We start from the raw sequence: 16,028 nt of genomic DNA, 5'->3' as shown, positions 1-16,028 counted from the left end.
GGACAGGGGGCATCGGCCCGCGCACGGCGGGGTCTGGGGTGCGGGTCGGTCGCCGGGCGGTCGCGGGTCAGTCGGTGGGGCGCAGCCCCGCCGCCCTCGCCTCGACCTCGAACAGCGCCGCGTAGTCGTCCTCCGCGAAGCCGTGCCCGATCGCCGTCTGGACGAGCTGGTGCACCATGCTGCTGACCGGCATCGGCACCTCCAGTTCGCGTGCGGCGCCGAGGCCGAGGTCGAAGTCCTTGCGGAGCATCTTGTTGTTGAAGGTGGGCGTGTAGTCCTCCGCCACGAGCGCACGGCCCTTGTGCCGGATGAAGGTGGAGCCGAGCACGGAGCCGTTCAGGAAGTCGATGAAGGCGTCCCGCGGCACACCGCCCTTCTCGGCCAGGGTGGTCACCTCGACCAGCGCCTGGGTGATCATCCCGAGCATCAGGTTGTGGCAGATCTTCACCAGCCGGCTCTGTTCGGCAGGCCCGGCGTGGACGACCGTGGGGGCGATCAGCTCCAGGTGGGGCAGGACCCGCTCGTAGGTGTCGCGGGGCCCGGAGGCGACGATGGCGCCAGCACGGTCGGCGACCATGTGCGGATTGCCGCTGATGGGGGCGGCGAGGAACGCGACGCCCACCGCCTCGCAAGCGGCGCGGACCTCGGCGGACGCCTCCGTGGAGACTGTCGAGCAGTCCACGACGACGGACGGCGCGTGGGCGCCGCCGAGGAGTCCGCCGTCGCCGGTCACCACGTCGACGAGGTCCTGGCTGGCGGAGACCATCACGAACACCACGTCGGCGTCGGCGAGTTCGCGGATCGTGCCGACGGCCTTGGCGCCCCGGGCCACCAGGGGCGCGGTCTTGGAGGCGGTGCGGTTCCACACGGTGAGGTCGGCTCCGCCCGCGAGGAGGTTCTCGGACATCACGGTGCCCATCCGGCCGGTGCCGAGCCAGCCGAGCCGGTCGTTACGGGGTGCGCTCATCGTTGTTGTCGCCTTTCGGATTGCTGAGGGTGGCGTGTCGAAGGGCCGGACCGGTGCCGGCTCGGATTTCCCCGGTACCGCCGGGGTCTACCGCGTCGGGCGGGTTCAGGCGCCCATGGCGGCGCCGACGGTGGTCACGATCCGCTCCACCGAGGGAATCGCCAGGTCCTCCAGTGCGTCCGCGGACGGGAGCGGAATGTGCGGGGTGGTGATCCGCACGGGGGCGCCGGTGAGCGCGTCGAAGCACTCCTCGGTCGCCAGCGAGACGATCTCGGCGCCCCAGCCGCACAGCCGGGGGTTCTCCTCGACGGTGAACAGCCGCCCGGTGCGTCGGACGTGGCCGAGGATCGTCGGGGTGTCGAGGGGGACGAGGCTGCGCACGTCGATGACGGCGCAGTCCAGGCCCCGCTCGGCGTGCAGCCGCTCGGCGGCGGCGAGCGCCTTGGGGACCATCGCGGCCAGCGCGACGACGGTGGCGTCCGTGCCCTCTCTGCGTACGACGGCCCGGCCCAGCTCCTCGACGATCTCGCCGTCGAGGTCGGGGACCTCCTCCTTCGAGGAGTACAGGGCCTTGTGGTTGAAGAAGACGACCGGGTCGTCGTCGCGGACGGCGGCGGCCATCAGCCCGATGACGTCGCGCGCGGTGGCGGGGGCGACCACCTTCAGACCGGGGATCGCCATGGCCCAGTTCTCCACCGACTGGGAGTGCTGGGCGCCGAAGCGCAGCCCGGCGCCGTTGCCGCACTGGATGACGAGCGGGAAGGAGACCTGTCCGTCGGACATGTAGCGGGACTTGGAGATCTCGTTGGCGACGAGGTCCCAGCAGACGGTGAGGAAGTCGCTGTACATGATCTCGGCGATGGGGCGCAGCCCGGTCATCGCGGCGCCCATCGCCGCGCCGAGGATCGCCTGTTCGCTGATCGGGGTGTCGCGCACCCGCAGCGGCCCGAACTCCTCCAGGAGTCCTGCGGTCGTCTTGAACACGCCGCCGGCGGCGGCGACGTCCTCGCCGAGGAAGACCACGCTCTCGTCGCGGCGCATCTCCTGGGCGATGCCGTGGGCGACGGCCTTGCGATAGGTCAGTACGGTCACGGGACGAGCCCCTCTCCGTGCTCGGCGGCCGGCGCGGTGCGCCAGGCGTGGCCGCCGTCGCTCCAGACGTTGGTGTAGAGCCGGGACAGCTCCGGCCAGGCGCCCGCCTTGGCCTCCTCGGTGGCCGCGTCCACCCGGGACTGCGCCTCGGCGTCGACGGCGTCGAGCAGGTCCGGGGCCACGCCGCGGGCGGTCAGCCGGGCCCGGTAGGTGACGAGCGGGTCCTTCTCCATCCAGGCGCGGACCTCGCCGGGGTCGCGGTACTTGGCCGGGTCCGCCCGGGAGTGGCCGCCGTGCCGGTAGGTGACGGCCTCGATCAGGGAGGGTCCGCCGCCCGCGCGGGCGCGTTCGATCGCGGCGCGCGCGGTGAGGTGGACCTCGTCGACGTCGTTGCCGTCGATGACGACGGGCGCGAGGCCGTAGGCGGGTGCCCGGTCGGCCGCGGGGTTGTCGACGGCGGTGACGCTGTCGATCCGCGTGTACTCCATGTACAGGTTGTTCTCGCACACGAAGACGACGGGCAGGTTCCAGATGACGGCGAAGTTCAGCGCCTCGTGGAACGCTCCGATGTTGGTGGCGCCGTCCCCGAAGAAGCAGACGGTGACCTGTCCGGTGCCCCGGTACTGGGCGGACCAGGCGGCGCCGTTGGCGATGACGAGTTGGGCGCCGATGATGGCGTACGAGCCGAGGATGCCCCGTTCGGCGTCGATCAGGTGCATCGAGCCGCCCTTGCCGTGCATCAGCCCGTTGTCCCGGCCGAGGAGTTCGGCCATCAGCGGGGCGAGGGGCGTGCCGCGGGCGACGAGGTGGTTGTGGCCCCGGTAGGTGATGAAGGAGTAGTCGTCGGGGCGCATCGCGGTGGCGACGCCGGCCGCCACCGCCTCCTGGCCGATGCCCAGGTGGGTGGTGCCCTTGACGAGGTTCTGCAGGAACAGGTCGTAGGCGCGCTTCTCGAACTTCCGCGCGGTGGACATGATCCGGTACAGCGTGAGCGCGGTGTCCTCGGGGACCTCGCCGGTCACGGGTCCCGTGATCGGCGGGTGCGCGGTGCGGACGTCGACGGACATGGGTGGACGCATCTTTCTCGAAGGGGGCGGGCCGTACGGCGACGGCCCCGCTGCCCGTCGGCTCAGTACTGGTTGGCGATGAAGAGTTCGTCGGCGGGGAAGCGGGTGAGGATCTCGACGCCGTCCGCGGTGACGACGACCTCCTCCTCGATGCGGGCCGCGGAGACTCCGTCGGCGGCCGGGCAGTAGGTCTCCAGGGCGAAGACCATGCCCTCCTCGATCAGCATCGGGCTCTCCAGCGAGGTGAGCCGGCTGATGATGGGCCGCTCGTGGAGGGCGAGTCCGAGGCCGTGTCCGAAGAGCAGGCCGAACGCGGTCTTCTCGTCCTCGACGCCGATCTCCTGGGCCGTCGGCCACAGCCGGGCCACGTCCGCCGTGGAAACGCCGGGCTTGATGGCGTCGATGGCGGTGTCCATCCACTCCCGGGCCTTGGTGTAGGCGTCGCGCTGCACGGTGGTGGCGCGGCCCACGTTGAACGTGCGGTAGTAGCAGGTCCGGTAGCCGTTGTAGGAGTGCATGATGTCGAAGAACGCCTGGTCGCCCGGGCGGATGATGCGGTCCGAGAAGTTGTGCGGGTGCGGGTTGCAGCGTTCGCCGGAGACCGCGTTGATGGACTCGACGTCGTCGGAGCCCATCTCGTACAGCCGCTTGTTGGCGAGGGCGACGATCTCGTTCTCCCGCACCCCGGGCTTCAGCGCCTCGGTGATGTCGTGGTAGACGCCGTCGACCATCGCGGCGGCCATCGACAGCAGGGTGATCTCGTCCCGGTTCTTGATCTGCCGGGCGTCCAGCATGGTCTGCTGTCCGTCGCGGACCTCGACGCCCTGCCGGGTGAGTTCGGTGTGCAGGGGCAGGTCGAGCAGGTCGACGCCGACGGGCAGTCCGGCGACGCCGGCGGCGGCGAGCCGGTCCTTGATCTCGGCGACGGCGCGGACCATCAGATCGGCGTCGGGCGGCACCGCGCCGCGCATGGTCGTCCAGGACGACAGGCAGTTCTCCGGCTTCATCCAGGGCGCGTACATCCGGTTGTGGACGGCGGCCGAGCCGAAGTCCCACAGGATCAGCTCGCCGGTGCGGGTGTAGATGGCGTACCGGGAGAGCTTCTCCCGGGTCCACTCCCCGATCGAGATGCCGGTGAGGTAGCGGATGTTGTTGTTGTCGAAGACCAGCACGGCGCCCAGTTCGCTGGCGTCCAGCGCCTGCTGGATGCGGGAGAGCCGGTAGGAGCGCAGCCGGTCGAAGTTGATCCGCTCCTCGAAGTCGACGAGCGAGTGGCCGTGGGCCGGGGCGACGGGCAGGGTCGGGGTCGGCGGGACGGCGGAAGCGGGGCTCATGGGGTCTCCAGGGGTGGTGGTGGGGCCGGGTGGGCGTACGGCGGTCAGCCGGTCGCCGTACGGGCCGGCTCGCTGTGGTGGCAGGCCGCGTGGACGTCGGGGTCGGCCAGCGGCAGCAGCCGGGGCTGCTCGACGCGGCACAGGTCGTCGGCGCGCGGGCACCGCGGGTGGAAGGCGCAGCCGGGCGGCGGCGCGAGGGGGCTCGGGAGTTCGGCGTCGGCGGCGAGCGCGCGCCGCCGGGCCGAGCGGCTCTTCTGGCGCGCCGGGTCGGCGAGCAGCGTGGAGGCCAGCAGGGTCTGGGTGTACGGGTGCGCGGGCGTGCGGTGGACGCGGTCGGCGGGGCCCGACTCGGCGAGGCCGCCGAGGTAGAGCACCCCGATGTCGTCGCTCATGTGCCGGACGACTTCCAGGTCGTGGGCGATGAACAGATAGCTGACCCGGAGGTCGCGCTGGAGTTCCTTGAGCAGGTTGATGACCTGGCTCTGGGTGGAGACGTCCAGGGCGCTGACGGGTTCGTCGCAGACGATCAGCCGGGGGCGGGTGGCCAGGGCGCGGGCGATGGCGACGCGCTGGCGTTGGCCGCCGGACAGCTCGTGCGGGTAGCGGTCGGCGTGGTGGGCGGAGAGGCCCACCCGGTCCAGCCACTCCTCGGTCTCCCGGTGCCGTTCGACGGAGCTCATCCGGCGGTGTCGGGCCATGGCCTGGCCGAGGGTGGTGGCCACGGTCTGCCGGGGGTTCAGGGAGGACAGCGGGTCCTGGAAGACGACCTGGACGTCCCGGTGGAACGAGGAGGGGGTGCGCCGGCCGAAGCGGGCGACGTCCTGCCCGTCGAAGACGACCCTGCCGCCGGAGATGGGGGCCAGGCGCAGGATGGCCCGTCCGATGCTGCTCTTGCCGGAGCCGGACTCCCCCACCAGGCCGAGGGTCTTGCCCGCGGCGATGGTGAAGCTGACGTCGCGGACCGCGGTCAGCATGCGGGGGCGTCCGGTCAGCCCCCGGCCGAGCGGGTAGCGCACGGTCAGGTTCTCCACGCTGAGCAGGGGCGGGGCTTCGGCACCCGGGACGGGCTTGCTCGTCGGGTCGTTCATCGGGCACCTGCCAGGTCGAGTTCGACGGCCCGCAGACAGCGCACCCCGTCGGCGTCGATCGGTACGGGTGTGGTGCGGCAGCCGTCGGTGGCGTACGGGCAGCGCGGGTGGAACCGGCAGCCTTGGGGCCAGTCCCAGGCGGGCGGGACCCGGCCGGGGATGGTGGCGAGCGGCGCGTCGCCCGTTCCGTGGTGCGGTACGGCGGCGAGCAGGGCCTCGGTGTAGGGGTGTCGGGGGCGGGCGAACGCGTCGCTCACGGTGCGCTGCTCGGCGATCTGTCCGGCGTACATCACGGCGATGCGGTCGCAGGAGTCGGCGACGACGCCGAGGTCGTGGGTGATCAGCAGCAGGGACATGGACAGGCTCTCGCGCAGCGAGGCGAGCAGGTCCAGCACCTGGGCCTGGATGGTGACGTCGAGTGCGGTGGTGGGCTCGTCCGCGATGAGCAGTTCCGGGTCGCAGGCGAGGGCGCCGGCGATGACGACGCGTTGGGCCATGCCGCCGGAGAACTGGTGCGGGTAGTCCTTGAGCCGTTGCCGGGGCGCGGGGACGCCGACGAGGCGGAGGAGTTCCGCGGCCCGTTCGGTGGCCTGGGCGCGGTTGAGGTCGCTGTGGGCCCGGATGGCGTCGGCGAGTTGGCGTCCGACGGTGTGGACGGGTGAGAGCGCGGAGCCGGGGTCCTGGAAGACCATGCCGATGCGTCCGCCGCGGATGCGGCGCAGCTTCTCGCCACCGAGGCCGGTCAGTTCGGTGTCGCCGAGGCGCAGCGAGCCGGCGGCGACGGTGACGCCCTTGGGGAGCAGTCCGAGGATCGCCGATGCGGTGACGGACTTGCCGCAGCCGGACTCGCCGACCAGGCCGAAGGTCTCGCCCCGGTTGATGTGGAACGTGACGTCGGAGACGAGTTGTGCGCCGCCGGGGTCGGTGACGGTGAGGCCCGCGACCCGCAGGAGGGCGTCGGACGGCGCGTCGGGGGCGGCGGGCGTTTCGGTGACCTGGACGGGCCCGGGTGCGGGGCCGTCGGTGGTGGCCTTGGTCTTGCGCGGTCGGCTCGCGCCCGCGGACCGGGGAGAGCCGGCGTCCCGCAGCCCGTCCCCCAGCAGGTTGAACACCAGCACGCTCAGGGTGATCGCCGCCCCGGGAAGGATCGCGAGCAGCGGGTGCTCGGCGACGTGCTGGCGGGAGGCGTCGAGCATGGCGCCCCAGCTGACCTGGGAGGCGTCGACGCCGACGCCGAGGAAGCTGAGCGTGGCCTCGATGAGCAGCGCGGTGCCCAGGGCGATGGACGCCTGCACGATCAGCGGCGGCGACACGTTCGGCAGGACCTGGCGGAACATCACGGAGAGCGGGCGCAGGCCGAGGACGCGGGCGGCGTCGACGTACAGCTTCTCCCGTTCCGCGAGGACGACGGCGCGGGTGATGCGCATGAAGCTGACGGCGAAGATCAGGCCGACGGCGAGCATCGCGTTGCCGAGGCCGTTGCCGAGGACGGCGACCAGGGCGAGGGCGAGCAGCAGCGCCGGGATGGACTGCATGACGTCGGCGACGCGCATGCCGATCCGGTCCCACCAGCCGCCCCGGTATCCCACGAGGAGGCCGAGGCCGACCCCGAGGACGAGTCCGATGGCGACGGACTCGCCGGAGGCGAGGAGCGCGGTGCGGGTGCCGTGGATCAGCCGGGACAGGGTGTCGCGGCCCAGGTCGTCGGTGCCGAGGAGGTGGTCGGCGCTGGGGCCCTGGAGCTTGTCGGCGACGTTCGGTTCGGCGGGGCCGTACGGCGCGATCAGCGGCGCGGCGAGGGCGACGACGACCTGGAGGCCGAGGACGGCCAGACAGATCACCGTGATCGGCTGGCGCAGCAGGCGGCGGAAGGTGCCGGCCCGTGCCCGGGGGGTGCTCATTGGGGCCTCACCTTCGGGTTGATCACGCCGTACAGCACGTCCGCGCCCAGGTTGACCAGGAGGACGATGACCGCGACCAGGACGATGGACCCCTGGAGCACGGGGTAGTCGGCGCGTACGACGCTGTCGATGAGCAGGGTGCCGAGGCCCGGCACCGCGAAGATGCGTTCGATGACGAAGCTGGCGGCGACCAGCACGGACATCTGGATGGCGATCACCGCGAGGACCGGGACCATGGCGTTCTTGGTGGCGTACCGCAGGACGATCGTGCGGCGCCGGATGCCGCGGGCGAGCAGGGTCTGCACGTACGGGGACTCCAGGGAGTCGATCATGGCGCTGCGGGTCTGGCGGGCGATGACGGCCGCGGTGTGGGAGCCGAGCGCGACGGCGGGCAGGACCATGCCCTGGAACCAGGCCACCGGGTCGTCGGCGAGCGGTACGTATCCGACGACGGGCAGCCAGCCGAGGTTCACGGCGAACACCAGGACCAGCAGCATGGCGAGCCAGAAGCTGGGCACGGCGAGGCCGAGGGCGACCAAGGTGGTGAGCAGCCGGTCGGCGACGGTGCCGGGCCGCAGGGCGCCGAGCACCCCGAGCGGGACGCCGACGGCGAGGGCGAGGGCCATGCCGGCGAGGGCGAGCGACAGCGTGATCCCGATGCCGGTGCCGATGGACTCGCTGACCGGGACGCTGGTGTACAGCGAGGTGCCGAGGTCACCGCCGAGCGCGCCGCCGAGCCAGTCGGCGTACTGCTCGAACAGGGGTCGGTCGAGGCCGAGTTGGGCGGTCATGGCTGCCCTGTCGGCGGCCGGCGCGCCTTCGCCGAGGATCTGCGCCACCGGGTCGGTGGGCGTCAGGTGGACCAGGGTGAAGACGAACGCCGACACCAGCAGCAGCGTGGGCAGGGCGGAGAGCAGTCGCCGCAGGACGAAGGTGGTCACCGCGCTGGTCCCGGGTCCGGGGCCGCCGAGCCGAGGACCCGGGCGCGCACCCGGCGGGTCGCGGCGCCCGCCTCGGTCGGGTCGAGGTCGATCAGCCGTCCGCCGCGCTTGCGGATCCGGCCGCCGACGACGACGGTGTCGACGTCGCGCGGGGTGGTCTGGAGCACGACGTGGGCGGCGGGGTCGCCGAGCGCGACTCCGTACGGCTCGGTGTCGATCAGGACGACGTCGGCGAGCCGGCCGGGGGCGAGGCGGCCGAGGTCGGCGCCGAGGCCGAGCGCTGCGGCGGCGTTGACGGTGGCGTACTCCAGCATGTGGCGCGGCTGCACCAGGGGGACGCCCGGGTGGTGGGCCAGCGGCCAGCGGCCGGCTTCCCGCTCGGCGGCGGCGTCGACGTTCCGCATCAGCAGGAAGGTCAGGCGCATGGCGGCGAACAGGTCGATGGCGACGCGGGCGTGGGTGTCGATGCCGAGGCTGGGGCTCGCGCCCGCGCGGTGGGCGCGGTTGAGCACGGTCATGGACCGGCCGCCGCCGAACTCCCCCTCGGGGGTGAAGGAGATGCCGCCGCCGCAGGCCGCGAGCAGGGCGAGTTCCCCGTCGTCGGCGGCGTTGGCGTGCGCGGGGACGATGTCGGAGGCCAGCAGGCCCGCCTCGTGCAGGGCGCGGATCTGGCCGGGCGGGTTCTGGTGCACGGTCATCCGCAGGCCGAGTTCACGGGCGAGGGCGATCTCCCGCGTGACGCGTGCCATGGAGCCGTACTCGATGGAGCCGAGGGCCAGGCCCACCCGCAGGAGGCCGTCGCCCCCCTTGTTGACCTCCTCGTCGAGGCGGCGGACGTGCTCCAGGCGCCAGGCGTGGTCCTCGGGCGTGGCGTCGAAGCTGCCGAGCATGCCGTACGCGAACAGGGCCCGCTGACCGGTGGCGCGGTGGGCACGCAGCCCGGCTTCGGCGGCCTCGGGCGACATGACGTTGTGGCAGAAGTCGATGACGCCGGTGATGCCGGCGTCGAGCATCTGGACCGAGCCCGAGAAGGTGGCGTCGTGGATGTCGTCGGGGGTGAAGCGCTCGCGGAGGTGGAAGACCTCCGACTGGTAGTCCTCGCCGGTCCAGCCCTGGGCGTGCAGGCCCTTCAGGGGGACCTGCCAGGCGTGCATGTGGGTGTCGATGAGGCCGGGTACGGCGATCGTGCCGCGGGCGTCGATGACTTCGGTGGCCGCGGTGGCGCGGTCGGCGAGGTCGGGGCCGACGGCGGTGATGCGGTCCCCGGTGACGAGGACGTCGCCCGGCAGCAGGTCGCCGAGTTCCGGGTCCATCGTCAAGACGGTGGCGCCCTTGATCAGCAGGCTCGGCTCGGGGGTGGTGGTGCGGGTCGTCTCAGGCACGGCTGACTCCCTGCGGGACGGGGGCGGCGACGGGGAGGGCCGCGAAATCGCCGGCGGTGTGCACGATCCGGCCGCCGACCAGGGTGAGGTGGGACTCGATGCGCGCGATGGCGTCCTCGTCGACGGTGAAGTAGTCGTCGGAGAGGACGGCGAGGTCGGCGAGGAGCCCGGGTTCCAGCCGGCCCCGCTCGTGCTCCTCGAAGCTGAACCAGGTGCCGGACGCGGTGTAGCCGCGCAGGGCCTCCGCCCGAGTGAGCAGGTGCCGGCGGTCGAGGGTGGCGTTCCCGGTGACCGTGCGGCCGTTGAGGAACCAGGCGAGGGTGGCGAACGGGTTGTACGAGGCGACCCGCATGGCGTCGGAGCCGAGGCCGAGGGGGATGCCGCGCTCGATCAGGGTGCGCAGCGGCGGCGCTTCGGCGACGGTGTCGGCGCCCCAGGCGGCGATGGCCTCGTCGCCCTGGAAGCGGAAGAGTCCCTGGGCGAGGACGCCGGCGCCGAGGGCGGCGATCCGGTCGACGTCGGCGGGGCGCAGGGGTTCGGCATGGACGAGAGCCCAGCGCAGGTCGCTGATGTCGTGTTCGGCGTGCACCTCCTCCCAGGCGCTGAGGACGGCGTCGATGGTCGCGTGGTGGTGGGCGTGGGTGTGCACCGTCCACCGGTTGCGGGCCAGGTCGGTGAACATCTGGCGCAGTTGGCGGCGCACGTCGTCGTCGATGACGACGGGGTGGGCGATCTTGTCGACGGTGCGGTAGAGGGCGACCTCGCCCGAGCCGATGACCCGGAGCATGCCGTCGCCCACGTCGAGGGGGGTGAAGCGCAGGTAGCCGGCGAGCTCGTCCATTTCGGCGCCGGCGCGGGAGGCGTGCACGGCGAGCCGGCTGCGGACGGTCAGCAGGCCGCGGCGCCAGGTCTCGCGGATGGCGGGGTAGGCGTCGGGGCCGCTGTTGAAGCCGCCGCCGTCGATGGCTCCGGTGATGCCGAGGCGGTTCAGTTCGCGGGACATCTCGGCGGTGGAGGCGACCTGTTCCTCGAAGTCGGGGCTGGGCATCCGGCGGTAGAACCACTCCATCAGCGGGGTGCCGTTGACCTTGCCGGTGAGCTCTCCGTCGGCGTCGGTCTCGAAGGCGGACGGGTCGAAGCCCTCTTCGCCGAGGGAGCGCACCAGTTCGTGGTCGACGCCCAGGGCGCGCATGGCCGCGGTGTTGAGGACGGCCCAGTCGTAGAGGAACTGCACGTAGACGGGGTTGTCGGGGGCGGCGCGGTCGAGTTCGGCGCGGCTGGGGCCGCGGTTCTCGGGGAACTGGGCGGGGTGCCAGCCGCCGATGACCTTGATCCAGCTTCCCGCGGGGCGCTCGCCCACCCGGGCGGCGACCGCCGCGAGACCGCTGGCCAGGGAGGGCTCGTCCTCCCAGCGGACCTCGTCGCGCCAGGTGCGGCCGGCCCGGACGATGTGGACGTGCGAGTCGATCAGCCCGGGGACGACGCGTCGCCCCGCGAGGTCCACGACGGTGGTCGCGGGCCCGGCGAGATCGGTGATCTCCCGGGTGGTGCCGATCGCCGAGATCCGCTCGCCGGTGACGGCGACGGCTTCCACTTCGGCGCTGCGGGCGTCCGCGGACAGGGTGGTCACGCGTCCGACTCGCGGGCTGTTCCGCCAGCCTCATCTCCCAGGTGGAGCGGGGGCAGACGGCCCCGTCCGCGGGCGTGATCTACGGAATCGCCAACGCGCTCGACATCTCCCTCGACTACCTGTTCGGGGTCGGTGAGGACGGCGCGGTTCCAGCGCGCCGCCAGGGAGAGCAGCTCGCGGGCGAGGCGGACGCCCTGCCGCGGTTCGCCATGACCGCCGCCCTCGGCGCCGCAGCGGCCGGGCCCGGGGCGGCCGACGCCGGCACCGCGGACGTAGGCCGGCCCGGCGCCCGGCCGTCCGGCGCCGCCTCCGGCGCGGACCCCGCCGACGGCCCTTCCGTCCTGCCGGACGAACCCGTCGTACAGCGCCGTAGCCGCCGACGGACCATCGACCTGGCGAGCGGGGTCCGTTGGGAGCGGCTCACTCCGCAACAGGACGCCCGGGTGGACTTCCTGGAAGTCGTCTACCAGCCCTTCGGGCGCTCCACCGACACCCACGCCTCCATCCGCCACGACGGTCGCGAGTACCAACTCGTCCTGCACGGCACGCTCCACGCCGACATCGGCTTCGAGACGTACGTCCTGGAGGCGGGCGACTCCCTCGCCTTCGACTCGGCGACCCCCCACCAGTACCGCAACATGACCGATCAGGAGGTCCGGGTGATCTCCGTCGTCATCCACCACACCGCCTGAGCGGCCTGCACGACCACCACCGGCGAGCGCAGTGAGGATGTCCTCACTGCGCTCGTTGCTGTGGTGACCGCTCCGACCGGACGATGGGCAGCAAAACGAATGGCTGTTTGCTTCCGATACTTCGGCAGGTCGGGGTCCGAACTCGCGTGCGGGCTCGACAGGACGGTGCGGACGTCGTCGTAGCGGGTGACCACCCGCACGGACTCGCCGCTCCAGATCTTCACCCGCTGCAACGGCTCGTCGTGCCGGTAGGACGTGAGGGCGGGTGAGGGGTCGAAGGGGCACCGGCCGGATCGCTCAGCTCGCCCAGCGGCCCGCCCTCGGGTCGCTGGACGACTTTGGCCTCGTCCACCCGGGCGTCAGCCTCCCGCATCACCGCCCCGAGCCGATCGCATGGCGCCATTGTCACCCATCGGACTCCACCCGCCCGAACGGCCGCCCGCTCACTCCTGGGCGCTCTAGACCACAGCGTTAGCATGTATTAACTTAACTCTTCCAACAGGCAATCCTCTGACAAGCACGGATCCGGCTTCACCACGGTGAAAGCAGACACTTCAGCGCTGGGGCCATAGAGGTGTTGCATGAGGGGCAGAAGAGGATTTTCCAACGGTCATTAACTTAGTGTGCCCGTTGAGCGCACCGGACGACAGACGAGGACCGCCAGCATGCGCCGGACCATCTTCACCGAGGACCACCACGACTTCCGGACGGTCATCCGGAAGTTCATCGCCGAGGAGGTGACGCCGCACTACGCCGACTGGGAGCGCCAGGGCCACGTACCGCTGGAGCTCTACCGGAAGTTGGGCGCACTGGGCGTGTTCGGCATACAGGTGCCCGTGGAGTACGGCGGCGCGGGCGTCACCGACCTGCGCTACTCCGTGGTGATCCGGGAGGAGTGCGCTCGGGCCGGGGTCGGATTCGGCGCCGACGTCGTCCACACCGCGCTCGTCCTTCCGTACCTGCTGGAGTTCGGCAGCGAGGAGCAGAAGCGGCGCTGGCTGCCGGGCTTCCTCTCCGGCGAGATGATGACCGCGATCGCGATGACCGAACCGGGGACCGGGTCCGACCTGGCGGGGATCCGTACGAGGGCGGAGCTGTCGGCGGACGGCTCGCACTACGTCCTCAACGGCGCCAAGACCTTCATCACCGGCGGGGCGCAGGCCCACCGGATCCTCGTGGTCTGCCGCACCGCACCGTACGACCCCGCGAACCGCCGGGCGGGCCTGTCGATCCTCTGCGTCGACACGGCCAGCGAGGGCTTCCGGGTCGGCCGCAAGCTGGAGAAGATCGGCCTGCGGGCCCAGGACACGGCCGAACTGTCCTTCACCGACGTGCGCGTTCCGGTGGGCGACCTCCTCGGCGAGGAGGGCCGTGGCTTCTCGTACCTCGCGCACAACCTGGTGGTGGAGCGGCTGGGCGCGGCGGTCAGCGGCTGCGCGACGGCCGCGGCTGCGGTCGCCTTCGCCACGGAATACGTGCGCGAGCGGGAGGTCTTCGGGCAGCCGGTGGCCGCCTTCCAGAACACCAAGTTCGTCCTCGCCGAATGCTCAACCGAAGTGACAGCCGCGCAGTGCCTGGCCGACCGGGCGGTGGAACTGCACGGCCAGGGGCAACTGACCGCGGCCGACGCCGCGAAGGCGAAGCTCTTCTGCACGGAGACCGCCGGCCGCGTCATCGACAAGTGCCTCCAACTGCACGGCGGGTACGGATACGTCCTGGAGTACCCGATCGCCCGGCTGTACGCCGACACCCGGGTCAGCAGGATCTACGCCGGGACCAGCGAGGTCATGAAGTCGATCGTCGCCAAGGACCTCGGCCTGTAGGCCGGACACGGGTGCGGACGCAGGTGCGGGCTTGGGCTTGGGACGTTCGGTTGAGGGAGGTTCGCGATGCCGGGAGAACGCAAGACGGCCGACGCCGTCGAGCAGGCTCCGTCCGACGGAACCCCGCGGGGGCGCCACCCGGTCGTCGCTGCCCTGATGCTGGGCATGGCGCTCGCCGCGCTCGACGTGACCGTCGTCTCCACCGCCGTACCGCAGATCGTCGGTGACCTCGGCGGGTTCTCCGCCTTCTCCTGGGTCTTCGCCGGCTACCTGCTCGCCGTCACCGTCACCCTGCCGGTGTACGGGAAGCTCGCCGACACCGTCGGCCGAAAACCGGTCCTGGTCATCGGGATCGGCGTCTTCCTGATCGGCTCCCTGCTCTGCGCGACCGCCTGGAACATGACGTCCCTGATCGCCTTCAGGATCGTCCAGGGCCTGGGCGGCGGCGCTCTCCAGGGAACCGTGCAGACCATCGCCGCCGACCTCTACCCGGCGGAGCAGCGCCCCAAGATCCAGGCGAGGCTGTCCTCGGTGTGGGCGGGCTCGGCGGTGACCGGTCCGGCGATCGGCGGCGCCGTCGCCGGCTACGCCGACTGGCGCTGGATCTTCCTGCTCAACCTCCCCGTCGGCGCCGTCGCGCTCTGGCTGATCGTCCGCCATCTGCACGAACCCCGACGGATCAGGACCCGGGCGAAGGTGGACTGGCCGGGCGCCCTCGCCCTCTTCGGCACCGGAGCGCTCCTGATCACCGCGCTCGTGCAGGGCGGTGTCGCCTGGCCGTGGCTCTCGGTGCCCTCGCTGGCGCTGTTCGCCGGTGGCGCCGCCATGGTCGCCGTGACCGTGGCCGTCGAGCGACGCGCCAGCGACCCGATCATCCCCGGCTGGGTGTGGCGAAGGCGCACCATCGCGGCGGTGAACCTGTCGTTCGGTGCGCTGGGCGTGCTGATGATCGCGCCGAACGTGTTCATCCCCACGTACGGACAGTCCGTGCTCGGCCTCGACCCCACCCAGGCCGGGTTCGTCCTCACCGTGATGCTCCTGAGCTGGCCCGTCAGCGCGGCCCTCTCCGGCAAGATCTACCAGCGCATCGGCTTCCGGCTGACCGCTGCGATCGGTGCCGCCCTGACGAGCCTGGTGCTGGGCTCCTTCTTCTTCCTCCCCCACCCGGGCGAGCCGTGGCACCCGGCCCTGATCATGCTACTGCTCGGCGGGGCGCTCGGGCTGTTCCAACTCCCGCTGCTCATCGGCGTGCAGTCCTCGGTGGAGCACTCCGAGCGCGGCACGGCGACCGCTTCGGTCTTCTTCTGCCGGCAGATCGGCCAGACCGTGGGCGCGGCCCTCTTCGGCGCCCTGGCCAACGCCGTACTCGCCTCCCGCCTCGGGTCCGGCGGCGCCGACTCCGTCGGCCGCGCCGCGAACGACCCGTCCGCCCTCACCGCCACCGCCGCGGACCGGCTGCGCCGCGCGGTGGACGCCGCGGTCGAGTACGTCTTCCTCGGCGCGGCGGCGGCTGCCGCGGTGGCGTTGCTGGTGCTGCTGTTCGTGGCCACCCGGGGCTTTCCCCACCCGTCCGACGAGGCGACGGGATCAACAACGAGGTGACGGCGGACCGGGCGGATGGACTGCGCCGTCACGCTCCCTGTTGTGCACCGTTCGGGAACAGACAGAACTCGTTGCCTTCGGGATCGGCGAGGACGACGTGATCGTCATGGCGCACGAGGACCTCGGCCCCGAGTCCGGCCAGGCGGACGACCTCGGCTTCCACGTCGTCGGTGCGCAGGTCCAGGTGCGTGCGGTTCTTCACCGACTTGTGCTCCGGGACGAGTTGGAACCACAGACGCGGACCGGGTCCGGCGGGCTCGACGAGCACCGTTGGATCGTCCTCGGGGCCGTTGACCCCCAGCGCCCGCAAGCGGGCGAGTTCGGCCTCGTCGTACGGCGCAACGGCATGGCCGTCCAACGCCGCCGCCCAGAAACGGGCTGTCGCAGCCGGCCGAGCGGAGTCGAAGACGATGTCGCGTAGGTGTGCCATCCGCCCATCCTCGCCCCACGGACTCCGGCCGTCACTACGCTTTCGCGCAAGCGGCCGGCGCACAAGTCGGAATCCGGCA

At 71.9% G+C, this 16,028-nt stretch carries 14 protein-coding genes; 3 read left to right on the top strand and 11 right to left on the bottom strand.

Annotated features, from left to right (window positions below):
- Nucleotides 1–67 precede the first annotated feature (67 nt).
- The 9 genes from ABZ842_RS35515 to ABZ842_RS35475 all read right to left on the bottom strand — a co-directional run bounded on the left by ABZ842_RS35515 (nt 68) and on the right by ABZ842_RS35475 (nt 11,402).
- Nucleotides 68–967, bottom strand: a complete 900-nt coding sequence (locus ABZ842_RS35515) for an NAD(P)-dependent oxidoreductase (RefSeq protein ID WP_361546765.1) — start codon at nt 965–967, stop codon at nt 68–70.
- A gap of 105 nt (nt 968–1,072) precedes the next feature.
- Nucleotides 1,073–2,059, bottom strand: coding sequence for an alpha-ketoacid dehydrogenase subunit beta (locus ABZ842_RS35510; RefSeq protein ID WP_361546762.1), 987 nt, complete (start codon nt 2,057–2,059; stop codon nt 1,073–1,075).
- Entirely contained in the window at nt 2,056–3,126 is a 1,071-nt protein-coding gene (locus ABZ842_RS35505; RefSeq protein ID WP_361546759.1) for a thiamine pyrophosphate-dependent dehydrogenase E1 component subunit alpha, read from the bottom strand. Before ABZ842_RS35505 ends, ABZ842_RS35510 begins: the two co-directional genes overlap by 4 nt.
- 62 nt (nt 3,127–3,188) lie before the next feature.
- The gene (locus ABZ842_RS35500; protein ID WP_361546756.1) at nt 3,189–4,460 is read right to left on the bottom strand and encodes a Xaa-Pro peptidase family protein; all 1,272 of its coding nucleotides are present in this window, start codon (nt 4,458–4,460) and stop codon (nt 3,189–3,191) included.
- Nucleotides 4,461–4,504: 44 nt separating this feature from the next.
- Nucleotides 4,505–5,548, bottom strand: coding sequence for an oligopeptide/dipeptide ABC transporter ATP-binding protein (locus ABZ842_RS35495; RefSeq protein WP_361546753.1), 1,044 nt, complete (start codon nt 5,546–5,548; stop codon nt 4,505–4,507).
- Nucleotides 5,545–7,449 carry a dipeptide/oligopeptide/nickel ABC transporter permease/ATP-binding protein gene (locus ABZ842_RS35490; protein WP_361546750.1) on the bottom strand — a complete coding sequence of 635 codons (1,905 nt, stop codon included), beginning with the start codon at nt 7,447–7,449 and terminating at the stop codon, nt 5,545–5,547. Before ABZ842_RS35490 ends, ABZ842_RS35495 begins: the two co-directional genes overlap by 4 nt.
- On the bottom strand, nt 7,446–8,390 hold the full coding sequence (locus ABZ842_RS35485) for an ABC transporter permease (RefSeq protein ID WP_361546747.1): 945 nt from the start codon (nt 8,388–8,390) through the stop codon (nt 7,446–7,448). The genes ABZ842_RS35490 and ABZ842_RS35485 overlap by 4 nt, the downstream gene beginning before the upstream one ends.
- Nucleotides 8,387–9,772 (bottom strand): amidohydrolase family protein, encoded by a 1,386-nt coding sequence (locus ABZ842_RS35480; RefSeq protein ID WP_361546744.1) that lies wholly within the window; start codon nt 9,770–9,772, stop codon nt 8,387–8,389. The genes ABZ842_RS35485 and ABZ842_RS35480 overlap by 4 nt, the downstream gene beginning before the upstream one ends.
- Complete coding sequence (locus tag ABZ842_RS35475) at nt 9,765–11,402, bottom strand: amidohydrolase (RefSeq protein ID WP_361546741.1); 1,638 nt, start codon at nt 11,400–11,402, stop codon at nt 9,765–9,767. The genes ABZ842_RS35480 and ABZ842_RS35475 overlap by 8 nt, the downstream gene beginning before the upstream one ends.
- A gap of 74 nt (nt 11,403–11,476) precedes the next feature.
- Here ABZ842_RS35475 and ABZ842_RS35470 point away from each other — a divergent pair, with 74 nt between their 5' ends.
- Entirely contained in the window at nt 11,477–12,094 is a 618-nt protein-coding gene (locus ABZ842_RS35470) for a cupin domain-containing protein (RefSeq protein WP_361546768.1), read from the top strand.
- On the opposite strand, the gene ABZ842_RS35465 is transcribed toward ABZ842_RS35470, so the two are convergent.
- The gene (locus ABZ842_RS35465; RefSeq protein ID WP_361546738.1) at nt 12,049–12,318 is read right to left on the bottom strand and encodes a hypothetical protein; all 270 of its coding nucleotides are present in this window, start codon (nt 12,316–12,318) and stop codon (nt 12,049–12,051) included. The two genes, ABZ842_RS35470 and ABZ842_RS35465, sit on opposite strands and share 46 nt — an antisense overlap.
- A 441-nt stretch (nt 12,319–12,759) precedes the next feature.
- Here ABZ842_RS35465 and ABZ842_RS35460 point away from each other — a divergent pair, with 441 nt between their 5' ends.
- Both ABZ842_RS35460 and ABZ842_RS35455 read left to right on the top strand, forming a co-directional pair.
- Nucleotides 12,760–13,917: an acyl-CoA dehydrogenase family protein gene (locus tag ABZ842_RS35460; RefSeq protein WP_361546735.1), complete on the top strand. Its 1,158-nt coding sequence runs from the start codon at nt 12,760–12,762 to the stop codon at nt 13,915–13,917.
- 66 nt (nt 13,918–13,983) lie between these two features.
- Nucleotides 13,984–15,519, top strand: coding sequence for an MFS transporter (locus ABZ842_RS35455; RefSeq protein WP_361546732.1), 1,536 nt, complete (start codon nt 13,984–13,986; stop codon nt 15,517–15,519).
- 28 nt (nt 15,520–15,547) lie between these two features.
- On the opposite strand, the gene ABZ842_RS35450 is transcribed toward ABZ842_RS35455, so the two are convergent.
- Nucleotides 15,548–15,949 carry a VOC family protein gene (locus tag ABZ842_RS35450; protein ID WP_361546729.1) on the bottom strand — a complete coding sequence of 134 codons (402 nt, stop codon included), beginning with the start codon at nt 15,947–15,949 and terminating at the stop codon, nt 15,548–15,550.
- Between the last annotated feature and the right edge of the window lie 79 nt (nt 15,950–16,028).

The sequence above is a fragment of the Streptomyces sp. NPDC047315 genome, assembly GCF_040643215.1.
GTDB lineage: Bacteria > Actinomycetota > Actinomycetes > Streptomycetales > Streptomycetaceae > Streptomyces.
Note: the sequence above shows the minus strand (reverse complement) of the source record. Positions and strands in the feature narration are given on the sequence as shown.